Below are 24,882 nucleotides of genomic sequence, written 5' to 3'. Positions count from 1 at the left end.
AGTGAATTAATGGAACAAGATGACTTATTAAAAAAATGGTTAAATAATGAATTAACTGAATCTGAAAAAGCCCTTTTTTCTAATCAGGAAGATTTTGCATTGAATCAAAAAATTATTGATAGTGCTCAGTTTTTTAAAGCTTCCGATCATACTAATATTAAAGATTTTGAAGCATTTAAAAAAGATTATCAAAATCGAGAGACTACTAAATTAAACACTAATTGGTACAAACCATATCTGCGTATTGCTGCTATACTTGTTGTTGCTCTTGGTGTATACTTTTCTTTTTTCTTTAATTCAACAACTACAATCAATACTCAAATAGCAGAAAAAACAACTATTGAGTTGCCAGACCATTCTCAGGTTACTTTAAACGCATTATCATCCTTAAAATATAAAGAAAAGAATTGGGATGAAAACAGGAACTTAAATTTAAATGGAGAAGCATATTTTAAAGTCGCAAAAGGAAAAACCTTTAATGTTGTTACAACAATAGGAACAGTAACAGTTGTTGGCACAGAATTTAATGTGAAAAATCGAGAAGATTATTTCGAAGTGCATTGTTTTGAAGGGATAGTAAAAGTAAAATCCGATACTATTATCAGACAACTTATTGCAGGAAATACGTTTAAAATTTACAAAGGTCGCTTTAGTGAAGGTCAAACAGATTTAGATTCTCCAAATTGGTCAAACAACAAAAGTAATTTTGAAAACATTGAGTTTAGTGATGTCCTTGGAGAGTTGGAAAGACAATATAACATTCAAATTACAACTGATAATATAGATTTAAAGCGTTTGTTTTCTGGCGCTTTCACACATATCAACTTAGAAAATGCCCTTCTATCTATTACAAAGCCTATGAATTTATCTTATAAATGGAGTTCAAAAAACAGCGTTGTAATATATGAGATGGAAAACTAGAATTGTTTTATTCATTTATTTTGTTTTTGGGCTTTCATATCATGTTATGGCTCAAGAAAAAGATTCTCTTTCCATAATTCTTAAAGATTTAGAAAACAAATACAACGTTCAGTTTAATTATGCTCCAGAGAATATTGAAAATGTGTTTATCACTTCACCAGAAGCCTCTTTAACGTTATCGGACGTATTATTATATCTAGAGAATAATACAGATTTAAAATTCAATGATTCAGAAAATGGGATTGTAATTATTACCAAACCTTTAAGGTTATTTTGTGGTTATATAAAAAGCAAAGAAGGTAATTTACCAATTGAACAGGCAACAATTCAAACAAAAAATTCAGGAACTGTAAGCGATGAAACTGGCTATTTTGAAATAGAGGTAAAAAATACTAATGACAGGTTAATTATTCGTTCATTAGGATACAATACAATTAATATTTTTTTTGAAAATAATCAAAAATCAACTTGTAGGGATATTTTTCTAGAACAAAATATTGAGTCCTTATCAGAAGTTTTCCTAACAAACTATATTACTACCGGAATTACTAAAACGAATCTAGGCTCTTATGAAATAGACTTTGCTAAATTCGACATTCTACCAGGATTAATTGATACAGATGTTTTGCAGTCTATTCAAGCATTTCCTGGCATTTTAAGTGTCGATGAGACTGTGTCTAACATCAATATTAGAGGAGGTTCTAACGATCAAAATCTCATACTTTGGGATGGCATAAAAATGTATCAATCAGGACATTTCTTCGGTCTCATTTCTTTATACAATCCACAAATTACAAAAGATGTGCTATTAATAAAAAATGGTACAAATGCTTCCTTTACAGATGGAGTTTCTGGAACTATATCGATGAACACAGACACTAAACTAAACACAAAAACTACAGGTAGTATTGGTTTTAACTTAATAGATTTAAATGGATATTTAAACTTAAAAATTAGCGACAATTCATCGGTTGAAATAGCAGCTAGAAAATCTTTAAGCGATTTCACAGAAACACCAACATTTAACAGGTATTTTGAAAGAATTACTCAAGATCCAGATTTTGAAAACAACACCTCAAATGTCTTAAATACCAATGAAGAATTCGATTTTTATGATTTCTCATTGCGCTGGCTATATGAAATTAGTAAAAAAGATAAACTACGTATTAATTTTATAAATGCTTCAAACAAACTGGTGTTTGATGAAAATACAATTATTGATGATTTAGAAAGATCTAAGGAGAGTAAATTAACCCAAAACAGCATTGCAGGTTCTGTTTTCTATAAACGTTTATGGAATGAAAAATTACATACAACTTTTGAGTTTTATGAAACTGATTATAAATTACAAGCCACAAACGCCAATATATTAGAAGACCAAAGGTACTTACAAGAAAATCAAATATCTGAATCTAGTTTTAAATTGCAAGGCAATTACAAGATAAACAAATCTATAAAACTAAACTTGGGCTACCAGTTTGTTGAAACCGAAATTACTAATTTAGATGATGTTGACAATCCTGTCTATAGATTATTAATTTCAGAAGTTTTAAGAACTAATGGCATATTTTCAGAATTATCTTATAGTAGCCCTAATAACCAAACACATATTAATTTTGGTGTTCGATATAACTATATTAATAAATTTAAAAAGAGCCTTATTGAACCTCGTTTAAGTTTTACCCATGGTTTCTGGAATCATTTTACTATTGAAATTTTAGGTGAATTCAAGAGTCAAAACACCTCGCAAATTATTAATTTCCAAAACGACTTTTTAGGAGTTGAAAAAAGACGTTGGCAGTTATCTAATAACAATACTATTCCAATAATCCAAAGCAAAAAGGGTTCTTTTGGAATCAATTATTCTAAAAACAATTACCTAATAAGCTCAGAATTTTATTATAAATTCGTAAAAGGAATTACAACTCAAAGTCAAGGTTTTACAGACCAATTTCAATTTGAAAAATCAAGTGGAACAAACACAGTATATGGTTTAGATTTACTACTTAGAAAGTCGTTCCCAAATTATAATATATGGTTAAGTTATTCCTATATGGATAACAATTACTCATTTAACTCTATTAATCAAAATCCTTTTCCAAGTAATTATGATACTACTCATGCTGCTACGTTTGGTTCTTCATATATAAAAGGTGATTTTAAATTTTCTTTGGGTTTAAATTGGCATACAGGAAAGCCTATTACAGAACCAGTAGAAGGCAACGAAATAGTAAATAATGAGATAAATTATCAATCTACAAACTCATCAAGATTAGACTCTTATTACAGAGTAGATGTTTCAGCTTTATATATGATAGATATTAACAGAAAAATTAAAGGACAGTTTGGAGGTTCTTTGTGGAACGTATTAGGAACAGAAAATGTAATCAATAAGTATTATACTATAGATAACGGATCTGTAATTGAGACAAATGAAATGTCACTTAACTTCACTCCCAACCTATCTGCTAGGTTTATTTTTTAAGATATGTTATTCTAGCTTTTTAAATTATTTAACTTTTTTTCAGGATTTCTTAGCTTTTAGTTGTTTAATATATATAAAGAAAAAGAATAGTTAATTGTGTAATATTTTGCAAATCACTATATTTAAGTCTACCCTAAACTTGTTTTTTTAACAAATTCCTACAAGCTTAAACAAAGTCCAACTTAATTAATCCAGAATTATGAAAAAGTTATACGTTATTTTACTTTTATTTCTTCCATTTTTCATTCAATCTCAAATAATTACTTTTACAGACTTAGAGCTAAAAAATAAACTTTTAACTGCTAGTCCTACTACTTATGTTGCTCTAGACAGTAATGGAAATTCAGTGGCTATTGATACAAATACTGACAATGAAATAGACGTTTCTGAAGCACAAGTTATTTATGAGCTAGATATAAGTTCGAGTAATATTACCGACCTAACTGGATTGGAAAATTTTATTAACCTGACACGTTTAGAGGTTAATTTAAACTACCTAACCACTTTTGATGGCACAGCATTTACAAATTTAGAATACCTTAATTTTAGCAACAATAATTTAAATACTGTAAACCTCACGGGTTTATCAAATCTGCAAATTTTCTGGGCTTTTGGCAATCCATTTACTTCGATTGACGTTAGTAGTTTAAGTGCATTAGACCTTTTAGACATTAGTTACTGTGATAATTTGACAAGCTTAGATGTAAGCAATTTAACCAACCTTACAGATTTATCCTGTAGTAGTAACGACCTCATGACGAGTTTAAATGTAAGTGGCTGTATAGCACTCGAAGATTTAAATTGTCAATACAGTGCAATAACAAGTTTAGACTTAAGTGGTCTTTCTAGTTTATCAACTATGTTTGCAGAGCAAAATAACATAAACTCTATAGACGTGACAGGTGCTGTAAGTTTAGGCAATTTAAATATTGCGTTCAATCAAATCACTTCATTAACAGTCCATGATTTACCAGTACTACAGTCCATTAGTGCTACAGGAAATATGATTAATAATTTCGACATACAAAATTGCCCATTCTTTTTCACTTTGGTAATGGAAGATAACCTCTTAACAACACTAGATTTATCTCAAGTGCCAAATACAACCATAGTACAAGTCAATAACAACTTATTAGATACATTAATCTTAGCTGAAGAAAATGAAATTGTTCAAATTCAATTATCAAATAATCTTCTAACAGAAATAGATTTAAATAATTGTATTAATTTAAATTGGGGTTCTTTTAATGATAATCCAAATTTAGAATCAGTTTTTATGAAAAATGGAAGTTTGGAGTCGCTTTTTAACATCAACATTAACAATCTTCCAAACTTAGAATACATTTGTACTGACGCCGAACAATTAAGCGATGTACAAATATGGTTAATCAATAATGGCTATAGTAATGTTAATGTAAATACCTATTGCTCTTTTGTACCAGGAGGGAGTATATATGAAATTGAAGGGCAAAGTAGATTTGATTTTAATAATGATGGATGCACAAATACAGATCCAATTGTTCCTTTTATGAATTATACAATTAACGATGGCACCACCACTGAATCTGGTTTTGCTAATAGTTCAGGGTATTATTATATTCCAGTTCAAGCTGGCGATTACACTATTACTCCAATTGCACCAAATCCTGCATTATTTGATGTAGTTCCAACAAGTTTTGATATTAGTTTTCCAAATGGACAAGATATATTTATGCAAGATATTTGTTTTACAGCTAATTCTGTTGTAAATGATTTACAAGTAATCTTAACCCCTTTAACGCCAGCAAGACCTGGATTTGATGCAGACTACAACCTACTAATAAATAATGTTGGAAATCAGGTATTAAGTGGTGATCTAAATTTAGCTTATCAAGAAAGTATTGTTACTTATGTAGATTCTGATATACCCTTTGACACGTCTGATGCAAGTAGTTTTACTTGGAATTTTATCGATTTAGCTCCTTTTCAATCACTTTCAGTGAATGTGACATTTAATGTAAATCCACCAACTGATCCTGATTTTCCAGTAAATATTGACGATATTTTAACTTATACAGCTACTGTAAACCCCGTTGTAGGAGATGCCAATCCAGATGATAATATTTTTATTTTAAACCAAACTGTAGTAGGCTCTTTTGACCCTAATGACATTCAATGTTTGGAAGGTGATAGTATTCTTCTAGAGGACGTTGGTGAATATGTACATTATCGTATTCGATTTGAAAACACTGGAACCTTTCCTGCTGAAAATATTGTTGTGAAAAATATTATCGACACTCAAAAATTTAATATGTCCAGTTTACAAGTTTTAAATGGCAGCCATGATTTTGTTACTAAAATAATAGACAATCAAATTGAGTTTGTTTTTGAAGGGGTAAATCTCCCTTTTGATGATGCAACGAATGATGGGTTTGTGTTATATAAAATTAGGACTCTGCCAACTTTGAGTGAAGGTGATATTTTTACAAATAATGCAGAAATTTATTTCGATTTTAATTTCCCTATTGAAACTAATGATTATCATACCGAAGTAATCGAAAATTTAAGTGTAGTTAGTTTTGTAAAGGATGATTTTGCAATTTACCCGAATCCTACAGCTGATGATTTGATTATTAAAACAGAACAGATTATTGAAAAAATTCAAATCTATAACGCATTAGGAATGCTAATTAAAGAATTAAGACCTAATAATACAAATAATGAAGTTTCTGTTTCAGATTTGACAACAGGAATTTATATAATTCAAATTCAGACAGGTACTAAAAAAACTATAAGGAAGTTTATTAAAGAATAGTGCAATTAAGATTCAAATTAAAGTAATATTAAAATATTATTTCCCAATACAGAATTTGTTTTTTCTTTATTTATGGTACTTCATAAGAAATGAGGTACAAAAACTTTAGGTAATTACACGGAAATTAGCATCTACTAAAATTGAGCGTTAAATAAAAAAAAGAGTCCTATTTAAGAACTCTTTTTTTTAAGATTTAATGATCCTGATTAGAATCATCATCATCTTTCTTATCACCTGTTTGATTCATAGCCATTTCATGGTCGTATTTACAACATCCTGGCAAACCATCATAAGCATCTAAATCACCTGCAACCATTTCAGTGTCATAACCTGATGCTGCTATCGCATTATGAATTGTCATAGCATCCGTTTTTGAATCATCAAAAGACACATCAATTTTCTTCTTATCTACATCCCAACTAGCATTTGATACTCCATCAACACTATTAGCTGCTTTTTCAATGGTCTTTTTGCACATACCACAATTACCCCTTACACCAAATGTGGTGTTTGCCATTGCCAATTCTTGAGACACTTCAGTAGTTGAAGTATTTACTTCTTTTTTTGTTTGGCTATTACAGCTTGTTAATCCCATAGCTGCTATTACAGCTACACTTAAAATTACTTTCTTCATTGTTTTAAAATTTAATTGTTATTAATTGATTTATTATTCTAATACTTGTTTTACTTCACCACAGGTTAGCATTGCTTCACCAAAATATGGATTGATTACTTTTTCTTCTTTACTCAACCAATATGCACCATTGTTGTTATCTGCCATAGGACAAAACTCCACATACACTTTTTCATTGACACCAAACAGTTGCACAGCATTTATTAAGTGTGATGATAGATGTTTGAAGTGGTCTCTTTGTTCTTTTATATCTGACGTTTTTGAAATGGATGTTGCAGAAGATTGTATTTCTTTTACTAATGACATCCAATGTGCGTGAGCATTATTGTCTGATAATAATTTCATATCAACTTTACCTAAATTGTCTAATAAACTTGTTGCATTAACTGAAGTAATTTTTGAATCTTCTTTTACTAAAGCATTTTTTAAATTGATATAATTATTGTAAACAACTTTTAATTGTTCTTGGAATTTCTCTGAAACTGTCAATCTTTGGTTCATATTAGTATGGTCACTTTCTTTTTTTGATGCCTTATTATCCATTCCTAAATGTCCCTCGTGGCCAGTCATTACTTTGCCACCATCTTTATTCATCATTGATTTTTTACCTTGTAATTGTGCTGCTGCATCTACAGTAAACGTTCCGTTAGTTACTATTTCATTGCCAACAAATAAGCCTTCTAAAACTTCATATTCATTACCAATTTTATTGCCTAAAACAATTTCTCGCATTTCAAAAATGGGTTGGTCTAGACTGGTTTTTAAATACACCACAGAACTTTCTCCTGTCCAAAGTATAGCAGATGCTGGAATTGTTAACACCTTATCATTACTACTTGAATCTTGTTGAATATTTGCGGTTACAAACATTCCTGGTTTAAATATATCTTCTTTGTTATTGAGCACGACTCGTAAGGTTACTGTTCTTGTTTTGGCATTTAAAATTGGGTCAATGAAATCTACTTTCCCTTTAAACTTCCTATTAACATAAGCAATTGTTGTTACTAAAACTTCTTGTCCTTTTTTAAATAAATCGATTTGATTTTCATAGACATCAAAATTTGCCCAAACCGTATTGAGGTTTGCAATTTTAAGCAATGGTTGACCTTGTTTAATGTAATCGCCTTGTTCTACTAATTTTTCGGTAACTGTTCCTGAAACGGTTGCATAGACTGGAAAGTTTTCTTTTACTTTTCCTGTTTCTACAATCTGATTGATTTGACTTTCAGAAAGCTTCCACAACTTCAGTTTGTTTCGGACTGCCAGATATAAAGCCGGTTGCGATTCTTTTAAAGATGCTGCTGTAATCAATTCTTGTTGTGCTGCATACAATTCTGGCGAATAAATGGTTGCCAAAAGTTGACCTTTACGAACTTCTTCGCCTGTAAAACTAATATTCAAACGTTCTATTCTTCCCGAAAAATAACTTACTTGTACAGCATTAGCTTCTTCATTTTCAGCAATTTTACCAGATAGTTTAATGGTGTTTCCATCAACACTTCCCTTGCCAACAACAGTCGTTTGAATATTAGCCAATGCCATTGCATTTTCGGTTAACTTGAATTGGTCTGCCAATAAGCCATCACTTCCACTTTCGGCAGGAATTAAATCCATTCCACAAATAGGACAATCACCAGGTTCTGGTTGCATAATTTGTGGATGCATTGAACACGTCCACATTTGATTAGTTTCTGAAACTTCATTGTGATTATGTTCTGTTTCTTTTTTTGATGGACCACCAAAAAGCAACCAACCTAACAATAAACCAACAACCAATATTCCGAAGTAAATTATATATTTTTTCATAGTGTTATATTTTAACATTTCTCAATCGCAAAGCGTTTGCTATTACAGAAACAGAGCTAAAACTCATTGCTAACGCTGCTATCATTGGCGACAATAAAATACCAAAGTGTGGGAATAATACGCCTGCTGCAATAGGTACTCCTAATGTGTTATAAATAAGTGCAAAAAATAAATTCTGCTTAATATTCTTCATTACGGAATCGCTTAAATTTCTGGCTTTTACAATGCCGTGTAAATCGCCTTTTACTAAGGTAATCATTGAACTTTCTATTGCTACATCTGTCCCTGTACCCATTGCAATACCTACATCACTTTTTGCTAATGCTGGTGCATCGTTAATACCATCTCCAGCCATAGCCACAACCTTTCCTTGCTTTTGCAGTTTTTCTACTTCTTTTAACTTGTCTTCTGGCAACATGCTGGCTTCAAAATTGGTAAGATTTAATTCCTTAGCAACTGCTTGTGCTGTATTATGGTTGTCACCTGTTAACATGATAACAGCTATACCTTTATCTTGAAGTGCTTTAATCGCTTTAGCACTTGTTGTTTTGATTTTATCACCTATTACGACATATCCAACAACTTGATGGTCTATTGCTAAATAAGAAACCGTTTTACCCTGTTTTTGATAGCTTTTTGCTTCTTCTTCCATTTCTGAAGCAATTTCTGCTTTTGCATAATCCATCATTTTAGGATTCCCTAATGCTACAGATTTACCATTTATATTACCTTCAACACCTTTGCCTGTAACAGCGCTAAATCCTTCAGATTTTAAAACTTCTACTTTCTGTTCTTTTCCGTATTTAACGGTTGCTTCGGCTAATGGATGCTCCGAATTGCTATTTAAAGACACAATATATTGAAGGACTTCTTCTTCGGAAAAACTAGCTCCAAAAGCACCAATTTTCTCAACAGTGGGTTTGCCTTCGGTAATGGTTCCTGTTTTATCCACAATTAAGGTATCTACTTTGTCCATTTTTTCCAGGGCTTCAGCATTTTTTATCAGAACGCCATTTTGAGCACCTTTACCAACACCAACCATAACAGACATTGGTGTTGCTAAACCTAATGCACAAGGACAAGCAATGATTAGTACTGCTATTGCATTGACAAACGCATACACATAAACTGGTTCTGGTCCCCAAATAGACCATACAATAAATGTGATAATAGAAACTAGAACTACAACTGGCACAAAATAACCTGAAACTTTATCTGCTAAATTTTGAATAGGTGCGCGACTTCTACTGGCATCATTAACCATATGTATGATTTGTGAGAGTAAAGTGTCACTTCCTACTTTTTCAGCTTTCATAAGGAAAACTTGATTTCCATTTATAGTACCACTGCTTACTTTATCATCTACTGATTTATTTATAGGAATTGGTTCGCCAGTAATCATAGACTCGTCAATGGTTGTTTCGCCATCAATTATTACACCATCCACAGGAATTTTATCGCCTGGTTTTACTTTTAGAATATCACCTAAAACTATCTTATCGATACTAACCTCAACATCTTCGCCATCTACAATTTTAACAGCCTTGTTTGGTGCTAATTTTAACAATTCTTTTACAGCCGAATTGGTTTTACTATGGGCACGCGCTTCTAACAACTGTCCTAAAAGCACCAAGGTTAGGATAACCGTTGCTGCTTCAAAATAAACGTGCACAGCACCAGACTCGGATAAAAATTGTTCTGGAAAAATATCTGGAAAAAACATTCCAAATACACTAAATAACCAAGCCACACCTGCGCCAATACCAATAAGCGTGAACATATTTAAATTCCAAGTTTTAATACTTCTGTAAGCACGCTCAAAAAACATCCAAGTGGCATAAAACACCACAGGAATAGATAATACAAACTGAATCCAATTCCAGTTTTTTTGATGCATTATCTCAAATAATGGATTGTTGATTAGCATCTCGCTCATTGCGATTATAAAAATTGGTAAAGTGAAAACAGATGCTATCCAAAACTTCTTCAATAATTTTTTATAGGTCTTTTCTTCTGCTGAAATATCTGGCTGCATTGGTACTAAATCCATACCGCAAATAGGACACGAACCTGCTTCATCTTTTACAACTTCTGGGTGCATTGGACACGTCCATTGTTCTGCTGAAACTGTTGAAAGATTTTGTTCTTCAACCAAATCCATACCGCAAACAGGACAATCTCCTGCTTTATCATAAGTTTTTTCTCCTTCGCAATGCATAGGACAATAAAATGTACCTGTGCCTTTAGCGTTTGGTTGTTTTTCCTTTTTATCTTCTACATGGTGATGATGTTCACCTTGTTTATGAATACTGTATCTTCCACCATCATTTTTTAAGGCTTCTTGAAATGTTTCTATAGGAATATGCGATTCCATTTCGATTGTGGCTTCTGCGTTTTCTAAATCAACAAAAGTATTTGAAACTCCTTCCACTTTAGAAAGTATTTCTTCAACGTGACTACGACAACCGTTGCAGGTCATTCCGTGTATGTGATATGTGTGTTTCATTGTTTACTGAATTAAATAATTAATTATAGTGCTTTGCACATAGTAGCCCTTAATAGACTCTATTTGGTTCATTTGAAACTTTAGTTGTAGTTCTTGAATATCTAAAACATCATTAAAATCAATCGTTCCTGTTTCGTAGCTTTTGATTAAGATGTCCTCTGCATCTTTGGCTTGTTTTAAGTTCTTGGTTTGCGTATCATAGCTTATTCTTGCTGAAACACGTTCATTAATCGCTTTACTTAAAAGCGTTTCCAAAGTGTTTAATCGTTCTTGTTTTTGAACTTTTATTTCTTGTTGTTCTAACTCATTTTGCTTGGTTTGAGAGCTGTACTTTTTATTGAAAATTGGTATAGAAACTGATAGCATTGGCATTAACATATCTTTATATGAACTGGTAATCATAGGACTATTATCTTGATTGATATATTCTACTCCAATACCTATCATTGGCGCACTTTCTTTTTGATTGAGCAATTCGGACTGTTCTATAGATTGATAGAGTTTATCATACTTCAACAATTCAGGATTCAAAGCTAAATTTTCAGAAGTGATTTCAAAATCTTCAGAAGGCATTATTAAACTATCTAACACAGTAACAGCAGCGTCGTTTTCCCTATTTAAAAGATTATTCAAATTAGTTTGTTCTGCTAAAAACTGTTGACTTAAAACATCTTTTAATTGTTGCATTTCATTTTGACGCATTTGTAATCGCAACACATCTACAGCAGATGCTTTACCAACCTCAACAGAGGTTAGTGCTAATGTCTCATAGGTTTCCAGTAGTTTAATGTTTTCTGTCAGCACCTTTTGTTTTGCATTGTTTGCGTATAAATTATAATAGGATTGTGATACCGAAGCTATCAATTTACGTTTTGCGATAGTTATCTCTATATATTGAGCATCTGCGATGGAAGTGGCATAGTTTTCTCGAGCAGTAATAGTACCAAACCACGGTAACATTTGCATCACAGAAACTCTAAATCGCTCCATTGGCATTTCCATTTCTGGTGCTATCGCCATAACTCCTAGATTAAATTCGGTATTTGGCAAGCTGTTGACTTCGTTTACTTTTTCGGAAGCAATTTTATACTGGAAATCAAATTTTTGAATTTCGGGATTGTTCTCTAAAGCTTCATTTATGAGTGTTTCTAATTCTTGACTTTGAACGGAAAGAGCAAAGAGGAATGAACCAAGAATCAAAATTGGTTTTATATATGCTTTTAAGTTTTTCATTTTACTGTTCTTTTAAGTTGAACTTCAGCTCTCCAGCTATATAAAACTGGCACCACGAATAAGGTTATTAAGGCTATAAGCATTCCACCAAAACTTGGTATGGCCATTGGAATCATAATATCACTTCCGCGTCCTGTTGACGTTAAAATTGGTAATAAAGCCAAAATTGTAGTAGCTGTTGTCATTAAACAAGGTCTGATTCGTTTTTCTCCTGCTTCCACTATGGATGCTCTAACATCTTTCCTATTCTCTGGTGTGTTTCTACCAAAAGTTTGTGTTAAATAGGTGGCCATCACCACGCCATCATCTGTTGCAATACCGAATAGTGCAATAAACCCAACCCACACAGCTACACTTAAATTGATGGGATGCACCTGAAATAAGTCTCGTAGATTTTCCCCAAAGAAGTTGAAGTTTAAAAACCAATCTTGACCATAGAGCCATATCATTATAAATCCACCTGCAAAAGCTACTGCAATACCTGTAAACACCATTAATGAAGTTGCCACAGAACGGAATTGAAAATACAGTATTAAAAAGATAATTGCCAAAGCTAATGGCACAACAACCGATAAAGTTTTTTCTGCTCGTAATTGATTTTCATACGTTCCTGTGAATGCATAGTTGATTCCTTTTGGAACTATTAATTCACCAGAATCTATCTTTTCTTGAATGAGTGCTTGTGCATTTTCAACCACGCTTACTTCTGCAAAACCATCTAATTTATCAAACAACACATAACCAACTAAAAAGGTATCTTCACTTTTAATAACTTGTGGACCTTGTTCGTAACGAATGGTTGCCAATTCGCTTAATGGAACAGGATTACCTTTTTCAACTGGCACATAAATTTGTTGTAAGTCTGTTGGGTTTGCTCTTAATTCTCTTGGATATCGCACACGAACACCATATCGCTCACGACCTTCAACCGTTTGTGTTATTATCATACCTCCAACTGCGACTTTCAATACATCTTGAACATCTTTTATTGAAATGCCATAACGTGCAATTTTCTCTCTATTAATATCAATTAACAGATAGGGTTTACCTACAATTCGGTCTGCAAAAACAGCTTCTTTTTTAACTCCTTCAGCTTCCTTGATAATGTTTTCTAATTGCACTCCAAACGCTTCAATTTGCTTTAAGTCTTGGCCTTTTACTTTAATTCCCATAGGTGCTCGCATTCCTGTTTGAAGCATTACCAATCTGGTTTCAATGGGTTGTAGCTTTGGTGCTGACGTAACACCTGGCAATTTGGTGACTCTTACAATTTCATTCCAAATATCGTCTGGTGATTCAATTTCTGGTCGCCAGTTACGGTAGAATTCACCATTGTTATCTTCAATCAATTTAGACCTTTCGACTGCGCTCAATGTGACATTATCCGAATTATTTGAATTTGTAATTAATCGTCCATCCTTTAACTCAAATAAACCGTCCTCATTGACTTTATAGCGTTGTCTTTCACCATTCCCATTTAGCATATATTCTGGTTTGTACTGAATGATATTCTCATACATGGATAATGGTGCTGGGTCTAAAGCTGATTCTGTTCTACCTGCTTTGCCAACTACCGTTTCAATTTCTGGAATACTGGCGACAGCCATAACCAATTGCTGTAAAACCCGTTTGTTTTCTTCAACGCCAGAATGAGGCATTGAAGTTGGCATTAGCAGAAATGAGCCTTCATTTAACGATGGCATAAACTCTTTACCAGTATTGTTCATAATGAAAAACCCTGCAATTACAATAACTGTTGGAACAGATAAAAACAATAATTTATTATCTAAACACCATCTTAAAATTCTTGTATAATACTTAATGAATAACGAGAAAACACCTAATAAACCAAAGCAAATTACGCTTACAAAAATGAGATTCCAGAAGATGCTTTTATCAACGCCTAATGGTCTCCAATATTCAGCTAATAGAAATACAATAGCTGTAGCTGAAATTATAATATTCATAACATTTGCTCGCTTTCCCTCAACTAATTCTTGAAGTTTTAACACACCAGAAAATCCGAAACTTATCAAAATAATTCCTAACCAATAGCCGTAAATAAGACCTATTATTCCAGCTACTATTAAAGCTGCATTTATAAGGTAACTTAAACTCTTTTTGATACTTTTTTTTCTGAATAAATAAGCAGCAAACGGTGGAATTAAAAATAAAGCGACAATAATTGATGCAGTTAATGCGAAGGTTTTTGTAAAAGCTAATGGCCTAAATAATTTTCCTTCTGCACCAATCATAGTAAATACAGGAATGAAACTAATTATTGTTGTCATTACTGCTGTAACGATCGCACCAGATACTTCTGCTGTGGCATTATAAACTACTGTATTAATGGATTGTGTTCCATCTTCTTCATCCAAATGCCTTATAATATTTTCTGAAAGAATGACACCAACATCGACCATTGTACCAATAGCAATAGCAATACCAGATAGAGCAACAATGTTTGCATCTACACCAAAGAACTTCATTGCTATGAAAACCATTAAAACCGCAACAGGTAATAAACCAGATATAAGTACCGATGCTCGAAGATTAAACACCATAATGATAATAACCAAAATGGTTATTAGAATTTCTAAAGTTAATGCTTCGTTAAGCGTGCCTAATGTTTCTTGAATTAATACGGTTCTATCGTAAAATGGTACTATGGTTACTTGAGATGTTCTACCATCTGCTAATACTTTTGAAGGTAATCCTGCACTTAATTCGTTAATTTTCTCTTTTACATTATTGATAACTTCCATTGGGTTTGCACCATAACGTGCCACTACAACAGCACCAACAACTTCTGCACCTTCCTTATCTAATAAACCACGTCTTGTTGCTGGACCTAATGATACTTTTCCAATATCTTTAATTCGTATTGCAGTATAATCTTCGGAAGTAACGACTGCATTTTCAATGTCTGAAATGGACTTTATATATCCTAAACCACGAACTAAATATTCAGCCTTGTTAATTTCTAAAGTTTGCGCACCAATGTCTTTATTACTTTCCTTAACTGCCTTAACAACCTCTTGCAATCCAATATTATATTGGCGCATCAACTCTGGATTAACATCTACTTGGTATTCTTTAACATAACCACCAATAGAAGCTACTTCAGAAACACCACTTGCAGAGGATAAAGCATACTTTACATAGTAGTCTTGAATGCTTCGTAATTCATGCAAATCCCAACCACCAGTAACATTTCCGTTTTCATCACGCCCTTCAAGCGTGTACCAAAATATTTGTCCTAATCCTGTGGCATCTGGTCCTAAAGCCGGATTTACATCTTCAGGTAATAAACCACTTGGTAAGGAATTGAGTTTTTCGAGAATACGGCTTCTACTCCAGTAAAATTCTATGTCTTCTTCAAAAATGATATAAATACTTGAAAAGCCAAACATAGATGAACTACGAATGGTTTTTACTCCAGGAATGCCTAACAAGGATGTGGTTAATGGATAGGTAATTTGGTCTTCTATATCTTGTGGCGAACGACCATCCCATTTAGTAAAAACTATTTGTTGGTTTTCTCCAATATCTGGAATAGCATCAACAGCTACTGGATCACTTGGCAAGAAACCAGTATCCCAATTGAAAGGAGCATTTACGGTTCCCCATCCTACGAAAAGAACGAGAAGCAGAACTGCAACTAATTTATTTTCTATTAAGAATTTTATGCTTTTATTTAGCATGGTTCTGATTATTAAACAGTTAGAAATTAGGTGTTAAGAAAACACCGAATACAGCAAAGTATCCTTATAACATAACAGTTATAGGATAGCATAGTCTATTGTTTAAAAATCAAATTAAATAGGTCTCGTCAATCTTGAAGATTTGCCTTATGACGAGTGGTGGTTCGTAATCATCATACGAAGATACATTGTTGTTTAAACCTTCAAAAAGGTTGATATAAGAGTAAACAAATGAAGTTATAAATACCTGTTGTTCAATAGAAATTTTGTCAATTGATAATTGCAATTCATCTTGACCATCTACCCCTAATTGTTTATCATCACAACAATTATTCTTTGTAATTGAACAACCATCAGTAGACGGTTTTTCCATTTCCATTCCACAACCTTTTGCTTTATTGAAAATAGCAGTTTCTACTAAAGTACCTCCACAATAATGCATATTAACAGTAAATGACGTCGTAGAGACTAACACTACAAAAGCCATGGTAAAGGATAGTATTTTATAGAATACTTGTTTCATACGAATATCAAATATACAAAATTATAACAACTGAAATTTTTGTTTAACAGAAGTTTAAAATAAGTAAGTTACTTCCCGATACAAAAATTAGCAAAAATATTTCCTAAAAGTTCATCGTTAGTAACATTACCAGTTATCAATCCAAATTGATAAAGCGCTTCCCGAATATCGATGGCCAATAAATCTCCAGTTATTCCAGAATCAAGTCCATGTTTTACTTTCTGGATTTCTTCTAATGCTTTTAGAAGTGCATCGTAATGTCTGGTATTAGTAACAATAGTCTCATTATTTCTAAGAGCTCCAGTATTAATTAAATTTAAAAGCGTTTTTGTTAATTGCTCAACACCAAAACCTGTTTTTGCAGATAATAATTGAATTTCTGGAATTTCAGTCTGCATATTTGCTATTTGAATATCGTCTACCTTATCAATTTTATTTGCAATAACTATCAAAGGTTTAAGTGGATATTTATTTTTTATTTTCTCCAACTCCACTTTAAATTTTGAGCTTTGCATTTTAAACTGTTCAGCATCAAACAAATAAATCACCACTTGGGCTTGTTCTATTTTCTCAAAGGTTTTTTTAATTCCAATACTTTCAACAACATCTTCTGTTTCACGTATTCCTGCAGTATCTATAAATCGAAAACCAATACCACCTATAGAAATTTCGTCTTCAATAGTATCTCTTGTTGTTCCTGCAATTTCAGAAACTATAGCACGTTCTTCATTTAACAAAGCATTCAATAAAGTCGATTTACCAACATTAGGTTCTCCAACAATAGCTACTGGAATGCCATTTTTAATAACATTGCCAACTGCAAACGAATCTATTAAGCGTTTTAAAACAAAGGTTATTCGTTCTACTAATTCTTTAAATTGGGACCTATCTGCAAATTCAACATCTTCTTCAGCAAAATCTAATTCTAATTCTATTAAAGATGCAAAGTTTAAAAGTTCTTCACGTAGCTTAGCAATTTCACTAGAAAAGCCACCACGCATCTGTTGCATGGCAATTTTATGCGAAGCTTCGTTATCACTTGAAATTAAATCGGCTACTGCTTCTGCTTGGCTTAAATCCAACTTCCCATTTAAAAATGCTCGAAGCGTAAACTCTCCTGCTTGAGCCATTCTACAGCCATTTCTTAAAAACAATTGTAAAATTTCTTGCTGGATATATACAGAACCATGACAACTTATTTCTACAACATCTTCTCCTGTATAAGATTGTGGATTTTTAAACAATGACACCAACACCTCATCAATAGTTCTATTACCATCAACAATATGTCCCAAATGAATGCTATGGGTTACTTGCTCTGATAAATCTTTATTGTGAATCGATTTAAATAATTTGGATGCAATTGAAATAGCATCCATACCAGATAAACGTATCACAGCAATGGCTCCTGCTCCAGAAGGTGTTGCTAATGCTATAATGGTGTCTGTTTGATTCATAACACAAAAGTAGTAAAATGAAACTACAAAATAATACCAATTTTATTAAGCTATTCTTAACAGATTTAATTTTTTAGAACTATTATATTTGCCAAAAAATATTAAACCCTTTTAATCATGTTAAAACAAATTATTGCATTTTTATTTTTATCGTTAACAATTGTTTCTTGTAATAAAGACCAACCAATTAATGGTTATATTATTAATGGTACTATAGACGAATCATTAGATAATAGAAACGTAAAATTAATGAAGTTTGATGATAATAAAGATAATATTATAGACTCTACATCTATCCAAAAAGGTGAAATAACTTTAAAAGGTACTGTTGATAAACCAGACATCTACTACATTACTATTGATGGTGTTGCTGGAAATATGCCAATTATTATAGAGAATGAAAAAATGACAATCACTTTTTACAAAGATAGTTTGCTTAAATCCGTAGTAAAAGGCAGTAAAGAAAACGATCTTTTAAAGATTTATTATGATGATTCTGAAGTTTTAAGAATGAAGAATGCACAATTAGGACAACAATATAGAGTTGCTAAAGAGTCCAATGACTCTTTAAAAATGACTGAAATTAGATCTGCATTCGATAACATGTTAGAAGCATCAAACAAAAAATTCATTGAGCTAATTAAATCTAACACCAATTTAATTACAAGTGCAGCTATATTAGAAAACATGTTACGCTCTAAACAAATTACTGCTAAAAATACTGAAGAAATATTTAATACTTTTTCCGAAAAAGTTCTATCAAGTAGATTTGGAGAAAGCATAAAAGAATTGTTGGCTGTTTCATCAACTGAAGTTGGTAATTTAGCTCCAAATTTCACAGCCCCAAACCCTAAGGGTGAGCCTGTTTCATTATACGATATTAAAGGAAAAGTAACTATTATAGATTTCTGGGCTGCTTGGTGTGGTCCATGCAGGAGAGAAAATCCGAATGTGGTTAAAGTCTTTGAAAAATATCATGATAAAGGCCTAGAAATAATTGGTGTTTCATTAGATGGTTCTCCAAAACAAGAAGATGCTAAAGCAGCATGGATTGAAGCAATAGAAAAAGATAATCTAACTTGGCATCAAGTTTCTAATTTAAGTTTCTTTAACGATCCTATAGCAAAACAATATAATATTCAAGCTATTCCAGCAACCTTTATTCTAGATAGCGAAGGAAATATTATTGCAAAAAATTTAAGAGGTGAAGCTCTTGATGCTAAAATTGCTGAATTATTAAATTAACAAAAAATATCGACAAAAAAGTCTTTCAAATATGAAAGGCTTTTTTTTTATTTTAGATCTTTCCTATTTTCTTTAGTACAAATAATAAAACTATTGGAATAGCTAATAATATAATCATTAACAAATGTTCTTTAAATAGCCAAGAAGCTAGAATTAAGGTAATAACATAACCTCCAATAGCGCCTCCAAAATGAGCATCATGACCAATATTTCCCAATTGATTTTTCATGCCATATATAGAATATAACAAATAGCCTATGCCGAAAATATAAGCTGGAATTGGAATTGGTATAAAAAACAAATACAGGCTCATATCAGGTCTTAATAGAATTGCAGAATAAACAATTCCCATAACTGCTCCACTTGCTCCAACAGCACTATAATGGTATTCGTTTTTATGAAAATAGAAAGACAATAAACTGCCTAACAACAAACTACCAAAATACACAATTAAAAAATACAATGTACCTAAGTAGCTTAAGACAATATCTGCAAAAATATAAAGTGTAAACATGTTAAAAAATAAATGTGTCATGTCTACATGCAAAAAACCAGAACTGAACATTCTAAATTGTTCTCCTCTTACAATTGCTCCTACATTAAATTTATATTTTTCAAAAAAACTAAAATCGTTAAACCCCTTAAAAGAAATAATTGCATTTGCTGCAATAATCACTAATAACACCACACTTAAATTGCCCATTTATTCTAATCGTTATTTTTTAAATATACCTATATTTGTTTTTGCAAATCTAAAATTAATTCATGCAATTTCTTGCTTACATTTTAATTTATCCCTTTTTATGGCTTATTTCCATTTTACCATTTAGGTTGCTTTATCTTTTTTCCGATGGTATTTATGTGCTTATCTACCACATTATAGGCTATAGGAAGAAAACAGTTAATGAGAATTTACATTTGGTTTTTCCTAATAAATCTGAAAAAGAAATTAAACGGATTACTAAAAAATTCTATCATCATTTATGTGATATGGTTGTAGAATCCATTAAATCGATGACCATTTCTGAAAATGAAATGAGAAAAAGATTTGTCTATAAAAATGTCAATCAAATTTTAGAACTGGAAAAAGAGAATAAAAGTATTGTTTTAATGTGTGGTCATTATGCGAGTTGGGAATGGATTTTTATTCTACAAAAATATATAAACCACAAAGGATACGCTATTTATAAACGATTGGCAAATAAACATTTTGATGCTTTAGTAAAACGTATCCGAGCAAAATACAACAGCTATTTAATTACCACTAAAGAAACAATTCCGGTATTAGTTAGAGCGAAAAGCAAAGGTGAATTAACTATAAATGGTTTTGCATCAGATCAATCACCCAAACACAACAAAGCCTTTCATTGGAAAGAGTTTATGAACATTAAAGTTCCTGTTCATACAGGAGCCGAATTGTTAGCCAAAAGATTAGATATGGCTGTGGTTTTTTTAAAAGTAAAAAAACTGAAACGTGGTTACTATGAAGCAACCCTAGAAACCATTACCAAAACTCCAAGAGATTATGAAAATTATGACATAACAGATATTTTCTTGAAACTCCTTGAACAACAAATTTATGAAGCTCCAGAATACTACTTATGGACTCATAAACGATGGAAACACAGAGATAAAGTGCCTGAAAAATTCAAATAACTAATTGCTTATTTTATTAATCTCAGCAATTATTTTATTTGCTAAATCATCGGCTTCTTGTTGTGTTGGCGCTTCTGTATAAACACGAATTATTGGTTCTGTATTACTCTTTCTTAAATGCACCCAACTGTCTGAAAAATCTATTTTAACACCATCAATAGTAGTTAATTTCTCATGAGCATATTTTGCTTCCATTTGCTTTAAAATAGCATCTACTTCAATTTCAGGCGTCAATTCAATTTTCTTCTTACTCATAAAATAAGATGGGTAACTAGCACGTAATTCACTTACTTTCATTCTCTTTTCGGCTAATAAACTTAAAAACAAGGCGACACCGACCAAAGCATCACGACCATAATGAGATTCTGGATAAATAATACCTCCATTCCCTTCGCCTCCAATAATGGCGTTATTTTTCTTCATTAATTCTACTACATTAACCTCTCCAACTGCACTAGCTTCATAAGTCCCTCCATGTTTTTCGGTAACATCTCTTAAAGCACGAGTAGAACTCATATTACTTACTGTATTTCCTGGTGTTTTACTTAAAACATAATCTGCACAAGCTACAAGCGTATATTCTTCGCCAAACATTTCACCTTTTTCGTCCATAAAAGCCAATCTATCTACATCTGGATCGACTACAATACCTAAATCAGCTCGTTCATTTACAACAGCTTCAGATAAATCTGTTAAATGCTCTTTTAAAGGTTCTGGATTATGTGGAAAATGCCCATTTGGCTCACAATATAACTTTACTGGATGTACTCCTAATCTCTCTAGTAATAAAGGGATAGCAATGCCTCCTGTAGAATTTACACCATCAACTACTACTTTAAAATTGGCTGCTTCAATGGCATTTTTATTTACTAAGGGTAATTTTAAAACCTCATCAATATGCATATCAATATAGGCCTTGTTTTTTGTTATTTTTCCTAAGCTATCCACATCAGAAAAACTCATAGAATCACTTTCTGCAATCTCTAAAATTTTAGTTCCTTCTGCGCCATTTAAAAATTCTCCTTTTTCATTTAAAAGCTTTAATGCATTCCATTGTTTCGGATTATGACTAGCTGTTAAAATAATACCTCCATCTGCATGTTCCATTGGCACAGCAATTTCAACTGTTGGTGTAGTAGACAAACCCAAATCAATTACGTGAATACCCAAACCAACAAGTGTATTCATTACCAAATTCTGTATCATTTCTCCCGAAATCCTAGCATCACGACCAACAACAACTCTGTAATTTTCTTTGTTGCGTTGTTGTTTTAGCCAAATTCCATATGCCGAAGCAAATTTTACAGCATCAATAGGTGTTAAATTATCTCCTACTTTACCTCCAATAGTTCCTCGAATTCCAGAAATAGATTTTATTAATGTCATATACTTGTTTTAGTTTTAACAAATATACAATTACAAATCATAAATCAAATCGATAATCTTCCATAGTAATTTGTAAATTCACAAAATGAATTATTTAGCTCATATCTATTTATCTGGAGACAACAATTTAATTACCATTGGTAACTTTATGGCTGATGGTATTCGAGGAAAAAAGTATAAAAATTATCCACCCGAAATACAAATTGGCATTCTTCTCCATCGCGAAATAGATACTTTTACTGATGCACATCCAATTGTAAGACAAAGCACCAAAAGGCTTCATGAGAATTACAGTCATTATAGTGGTGTTATTGTAGATATTTTATACGACCACTTTTTGGCAAAAAACTGGGCAAATTATTCTAAGGTTCCTTTAGAAATTTATACAGAAAATTTCTATAAATTAATTAATTCTAATTTTGAAATTCTTCCTACACGAACTCAGAAAATGATGCCTTTCATGATAGCAAATAATTGGTTATTAAATTATGCTAGTATAGAAGGCATTCAAAAGGTTTTAACAGGTATGAACAGACGTACAAAATACGTGTCAGGAATGGATAAAGCGACTATAGAATTAAAAGAGTATTATCATGAATTTGAAAATGAATTCACCTTGTTTTTTGAAGAACTTATGGCCTTCTCAGAAATCAAATTAATAGAAATTACAAAAAGATTAAATGCTACCTTATGAAAGATAAAATATAGAAAACAAATTCTAAAACTGTACTTAATTTCGTAAATTCGGTTTCCCATAAACCTACAAACCATACTTAACATGGCAAAGAAAACAAAACGCATTATAAAAATAGTACTTGGTGTTGTTGTTTTTTTAACGCTACCAAGTGTGCTGTTTTTTGGCTTTGTTTATTTTAAATATAACGAAGATGTACCTACTGGAATTAAAGGTGTTGAAGCTGATGCTTTAGCTACTAAAATGCTAGATGCTTTAGACTATGTAGCCTATAAAAAAACCAATTATATTGAATGGACTTTTAAAAGGAAGCATCATTATCAGTGGTTCAAAACCGAAAGCCTTTGTCATGTTCTATGGGAAAGTTACAAGGTTGAATTAGATTTATTAAATCCGTCAGAAAGTAAAGCCTTTGTTCATAGTTTTAGGGTACATAACGAAAAAGCCGATGATTTAATTAAACAAGCAACCACCTTTTTTAATAACGATTCTTTTTGGCTAGTAGCTCCATATAAAGTGTTTGATGAAGGTACAGAGCGCAGAATTGCAACTACAAAAAATGGCGAAAAAGGACTTTTAATAACCTACACATCTGGTGGTACAACACCTGGAGATTCTTACTTATGGTTATTAGATGAGTCAGGTAAACCTAGAAGCTTTAGAATGTGGGTAGACATTTTACCAATTGGAGGCCTTGAAGCATCATGGAGCGATTGGACTATAACCGAAAGTGGCGCACAATTACCAACCTTTCATAAACTCTTATTTATTGGTCTTGAAATGGGAGATGTTATAGGAACTGAATAGGTATTTGATGTTTGTTAAAGTAAAACTCAAAGACTTATTTCTAGTTAAAAAAACAAGTCTTTTATTTTAACTCTTCTGTCCTTTAAACTGCTGCTCTTTCAACTTAAACAAGACATTAAATGTGGTTAAACTGCCATAACATCTGGTTATGTATTGTTGCAAATCAATCTTTTCTTGCTCTTCCAGATTACTGGAGTTTATTTTTTGCTCCATAACACGCAATCTATCACGAACCATAGTTACTTTATGAAAGAATTTTTCTATAGGTATTTCACTAGATTTTAAATTCGTGTCTCCTGGTTCTAAAATTAATTTACCACCTTTCCATTTGTCTGCTATATGTACTACCTCAGTAACATCACTCCAACGTTTTAATATTTGCACCAAACTGCTTTCCATTTCAGCAAAACTAACTGTATCTACATCATCCTCGGCAGCTTCAATCACTTCAAATTGGGAATCAATATCAATAGTTTCTAAACCATTTTCTATAAAGGTTACCCAATAATGTTTGGAAGTTACATTGGTAACAACACCTTTACCAAATTCTGGATGATTGATTCTTGAGCTTATTCCTAGTATTTTCATAAATATTATTTTAAATCAACCCAACGAAGGTGGGAATCTCAATTAATTTTAATCTGAAATACAATTATAATAAATCTGTACGTTTTTCAATAGCACTTTTTTCAATAAAACAAGAATCTTATTTTTCCAATCAATTTCTTCTAATTATATTTTACCTTTTTTAAAGGTTAGTTTTACCCAAGCCATTATACCAAACTAAAAACCTTATAAGTCTATCTGTCATAATCTTATTACCAAAATGTTCTATGTTGCAGAGAAGCTAGATAGACTCTACTTCCTTTTTTGTTTCCATAATAGTATAACCAAACCTCATGTAGGAGTTATTTTTTTATGAAGCAGTAGATTTATATTACAATTTAGGAATTTTAACAGGTGTTATAATTATTATAATTATGCTTATACTAAAAAATACAAGTCTAATTATACAGGACTATCATAATTAA

General features: G+C 31.9%; 17 protein-coding genes. 7 read left to right on the top strand and 10 right to left on the bottom strand.

The genetic code is table 11. The features are described from left to right. The first annotated feature begins 9 nt into the window (after positions 1–9). The 3 genes from LX78_RS04685 (at position 10) to LX78_RS04675 (ending at position 6,200) form a co-directional block, all read left to right on the top strand. The gene (locus LX78_RS04685) at positions 10–921 is read left to right on the top strand and encodes a FecR family protein (RefSeq protein WP_109681493.1); all 912 of its coding nucleotides are present in this window, start codon (positions 10–12) and stop codon (positions 919–921) included. Next, the gene (locus tag LX78_RS04680; RefSeq protein WP_109681492.1) at positions 905–3,406 is read left to right on the top strand and encodes a carboxypeptidase-like regulatory domain-containing protein; all 2,502 of its coding nucleotides are present in this window, start codon (positions 905–907) and stop codon (positions 3,404–3,406) included. The genes LX78_RS04685 and LX78_RS04680 overlap by 17 nt, the downstream gene beginning before the upstream one ends. Before the next feature lie 199 nt (positions 3,407–3,605). Beyond that, positions 3,606–6,200: a T9SS type A sorting domain-containing protein gene (locus LX78_RS04675; RefSeq protein WP_109681491.1), complete on the top strand. Its 2,595-nt coding sequence runs from the start codon at positions 3,606–3,608 to the stop codon at positions 6,198–6,200. Between the two features lie 193 nt (positions 6,201–6,393). Here LX78_RS04675 and LX78_RS04670 read toward each other — a convergent pair whose 3' ends face one another. The 7 genes from LX78_RS04670 to mnmE form a co-directional block, all read right to left on the bottom strand. Beyond that, positions 6,394–6,834 carry a heavy-metal-associated domain-containing protein gene (locus LX78_RS04670; protein WP_109681490.1) on the bottom strand — a complete coding sequence of 147 codons (441 nt, stop codon included), beginning with the start codon at positions 6,832–6,834 and terminating at the stop codon, positions 6,394–6,396. A gap of 33 nt (positions 6,835–6,867) precedes the next feature. Next, entirely contained in the window at positions 6,868–8,640 is a 1,773-nt protein-coding gene (locus LX78_RS04665; protein WP_109681902.1) for an efflux RND transporter periplasmic adaptor subunit, read from the bottom strand. Positions 8,641–8,644: 4 nt separating this feature from the next. After that, positions 8,645–11,146: a heavy metal translocating P-type ATPase gene (locus LX78_RS04660; RefSeq protein ID WP_109681489.1), complete on the bottom strand. Its 2,502-nt coding sequence runs from the start codon at positions 11,144–11,146 to the stop codon at positions 8,645–8,647. A 3-nt stretch (positions 11,147–11,149) separates the two neighbouring features. Further along, positions 11,150–12,379 carry a TolC family protein gene (locus tag LX78_RS04655; protein ID WP_109681488.1) on the bottom strand — a complete coding sequence of 410 codons (1,230 nt, stop codon included), beginning with the start codon at positions 12,377–12,379 and terminating at the stop codon, positions 11,150–11,152. After that, positions 12,376–16,083: an efflux RND transporter permease subunit gene (locus LX78_RS04650; protein ID WP_109681487.1), complete on the bottom strand. Its 3,708-nt coding sequence runs from the start codon at positions 16,081–16,083 to the stop codon at positions 12,376–12,378. The genes LX78_RS04655 and LX78_RS04650 overlap by 4 nt, the downstream gene beginning before the upstream one ends. 109 nt (positions 16,084–16,192) lie before the next feature. Further along, a complete protein-coding gene (locus tag LX78_RS04645) occupies positions 16,193–16,606 on the bottom strand; it encodes an HYC_CC_PP family protein (RefSeq protein WP_109681486.1) in 414 nt (137 codons plus the stop codon). Between the two features lie 68 nt (positions 16,607–16,674). Next, a complete protein-coding gene (gene mnmE, locus LX78_RS04640; protein ID WP_109681485.1) occupies positions 16,675–18,063 on the bottom strand; it encodes a tRNA uridine-5-carboxymethylaminomethyl(34) synthesis GTPase MnmE in 1,389 nt (462 codons plus the stop codon). Between the two features lie 117 nt (positions 18,064–18,180). On the opposite strand from mnmE, the gene LX78_RS04635 reads away from it, so the two are divergent. Further along, positions 18,181–19,308: a TlpA disulfide reductase family protein gene (locus LX78_RS04635; protein WP_109681484.1), complete on the top strand. Its 1,128-nt coding sequence runs from the start codon at positions 18,181–18,183 to the stop codon at positions 19,306–19,308. A gap of 52 nt (positions 19,309–19,360) precedes the next feature. Here the strand turns inward: LX78_RS04635 and LX78_RS04630 are convergent, their stop codons facing one another. Next, the gene (locus LX78_RS04630; RefSeq protein WP_109681483.1) at positions 19,361–20,011 is read right to left on the bottom strand and encodes a rhomboid family intramembrane serine protease; all 651 of its coding nucleotides are present in this window, start codon (positions 20,009–20,011) and stop codon (positions 19,361–19,363) included. Between the two features lie 62 nt (positions 20,012–20,073). On the opposite strand from LX78_RS04630, the gene LX78_RS04625 reads away from it, so the two are divergent. Then, positions 20,074–20,964: a lysophospholipid acyltransferase family protein gene (locus LX78_RS04625; protein WP_109681482.1), complete on the top strand. Its 891-nt coding sequence runs from the start codon at positions 20,074–20,076 to the stop codon at positions 20,962–20,964. Here the strand turns inward: LX78_RS04625 and glmM are convergent, their stop codons facing one another. Beyond that, positions 20,965–22,350, bottom strand: a complete 1,386-nt coding sequence (gene glmM, locus LX78_RS04620; RefSeq protein WP_109681481.1) for a phosphoglucosamine mutase — start codon at positions 22,348–22,350, stop codon at positions 20,965–20,967. A gap of 85 nt (positions 22,351–22,435) precedes the next feature. Between glmM and LX78_RS04615 the strand changes: the two genes are divergently transcribed. Together LX78_RS04615 and LX78_RS04610 are read left to right on the top strand one after the other, a co-directional pair. Continuing rightward, positions 22,436–23,044 (top strand): acyl carrier protein phosphodiesterase, encoded by a 609-nt coding sequence (locus LX78_RS04615; RefSeq protein WP_109681480.1) that lies wholly within the window; start codon positions 22,436–22,438, stop codon positions 23,042–23,044. Positions 23,045–23,128: 84 nt separating this feature from the next. Next, on the top strand, positions 23,129–23,851 hold the full coding sequence (locus LX78_RS04610; RefSeq protein ID WP_109681479.1) for a hypothetical protein: 723 nt from the start codon (positions 23,129–23,131) through the stop codon (positions 23,849–23,851). Between the two features lie 66 nt (positions 23,852–23,917). Here the strand turns inward: LX78_RS04610 and LX78_RS04605 are convergent, their stop codons facing one another. Beyond that, entirely contained in the window at positions 23,918–24,439 is a 522-nt protein-coding gene (locus LX78_RS04605; protein ID WP_109681478.1) for a hypothetical protein, read from the bottom strand. Between the last annotated feature and the right edge of the window lie 443 nt (positions 24,440–24,882).

Origin of the sequence: Xanthomarina spongicola (assembly GCF_003148645.1) — a bacterium.
Taxonomy (GTDB): domain Bacteria; phylum Bacteroidota; class Bacteroidia; order Flavobacteriales; family Flavobacteriaceae; genus Xanthomarina; species Xanthomarina spongicola.
Note: the sequence above shows the minus strand (reverse complement) of the source record. Positions and strands in the feature narration are given on the sequence as shown.

What these genes read in the sequence shown, in the direction of transcription:
- LX78_RS04685 (WP_109681493.1), top strand. Translation starts at nt 10, where the DNA reads ATGGAACAAGATGACTTATTAAAAAAATGGTTAAATAATGAATTAACT.
- LX78_RS04680 (WP_109681492.1), top strand. Translation starts at nt 905, where the DNA reads ATGAGATGGAAAACTAGAATTGTTTTATTCATTTATTTTGTTTTTGGG.
- LX78_RS04675 (WP_109681491.1), top strand. Translation starts at nt 3,606, where the DNA reads ATGAAAAAGTTATACGTTATTTTACTTTTATTTCTTCCATTTTTCATT.
- LX78_RS04670 (WP_109681490.1), bottom strand. Translation starts at nt 6,834, where the DNA reads ATGAAGAAAGTAATTTTAAGTGTAGCTGTAATAGCAGCTATGGGATTA.
- LX78_RS04665 (WP_109681902.1), bottom strand. Translation starts at nt 8,640, where the DNA reads ATGAAAAAATATATAATTTACTTCGGAATATTGGTTGTTGGTTTATTG.
- LX78_RS04660 (WP_109681489.1), bottom strand. Translation starts at nt 11,146, where the DNA reads ATGAAACACACATATCACATACACGGAATGACCTGCAACGGTTGTCGT.
- LX78_RS04655 (WP_109681488.1), bottom strand. Translation starts at nt 12,379, where the DNA reads ATGAAAAACTTAAAAGCATATATAAAACCAATTTTGATTCTTGGTTCA.
- LX78_RS04650 (WP_109681487.1), bottom strand. Translation starts at nt 16,083, where the DNA reads ATGCTAAATAAAAGCATAAAATTCTTAATAGAAAATAAATTAGTTGCA.
- LX78_RS04645 (WP_109681486.1), bottom strand. Translation starts at nt 16,606, where the DNA reads ATGAAACAAGTATTCTATAAAATACTATCCTTTACCATGGCTTTTGTA.
- mnmE (WP_109681485.1), bottom strand. Translation starts at nt 18,063, where the DNA reads ATGAATCAAACAGACACCATTATAGCATTAGCAACACCTTCTGGAGCA.
- LX78_RS04635 (WP_109681484.1), top strand. Translation starts at nt 18,181, where the DNA reads ATGTTAAAACAAATTATTGCATTTTTATTTTTATCGTTAACAATTGTT.
- LX78_RS04630 (WP_109681483.1), bottom strand. Translation starts at nt 20,011, where the DNA reads ATGGGCAATTTAAGTGTGGTGTTATTAGTGATTATTGCAGCAAATGCA.
- LX78_RS04625 (WP_109681482.1), top strand. Translation starts at nt 20,074, where the DNA reads ATGCAATTTCTTGCTTACATTTTAATTTATCCCTTTTTATGGCTTATT.
- glmM (WP_109681481.1), bottom strand. Translation starts at nt 22,350, where the DNA reads ATGACATTAATAAAATCTATTTCTGGAATTCGAGGAACTATTGGAGGT.
- LX78_RS04615 (WP_109681480.1), top strand. Translation starts at nt 22,436, where the DNA reads ATGAATTATTTAGCTCATATCTATTTATCTGGAGACAACAATTTAATT.
- LX78_RS04610 (WP_109681479.1), top strand. Translation starts at nt 23,129, where the DNA reads ATGGCAAAGAAAACAAAACGCATTATAAAAATAGTACTTGGTGTTGTT.
- LX78_RS04605 (WP_109681478.1), bottom strand. Translation starts at nt 24,439, where the DNA reads ATGAAAATACTAGGAATAAGCTCAAGAATCAATCATCCAGAATTTGGT.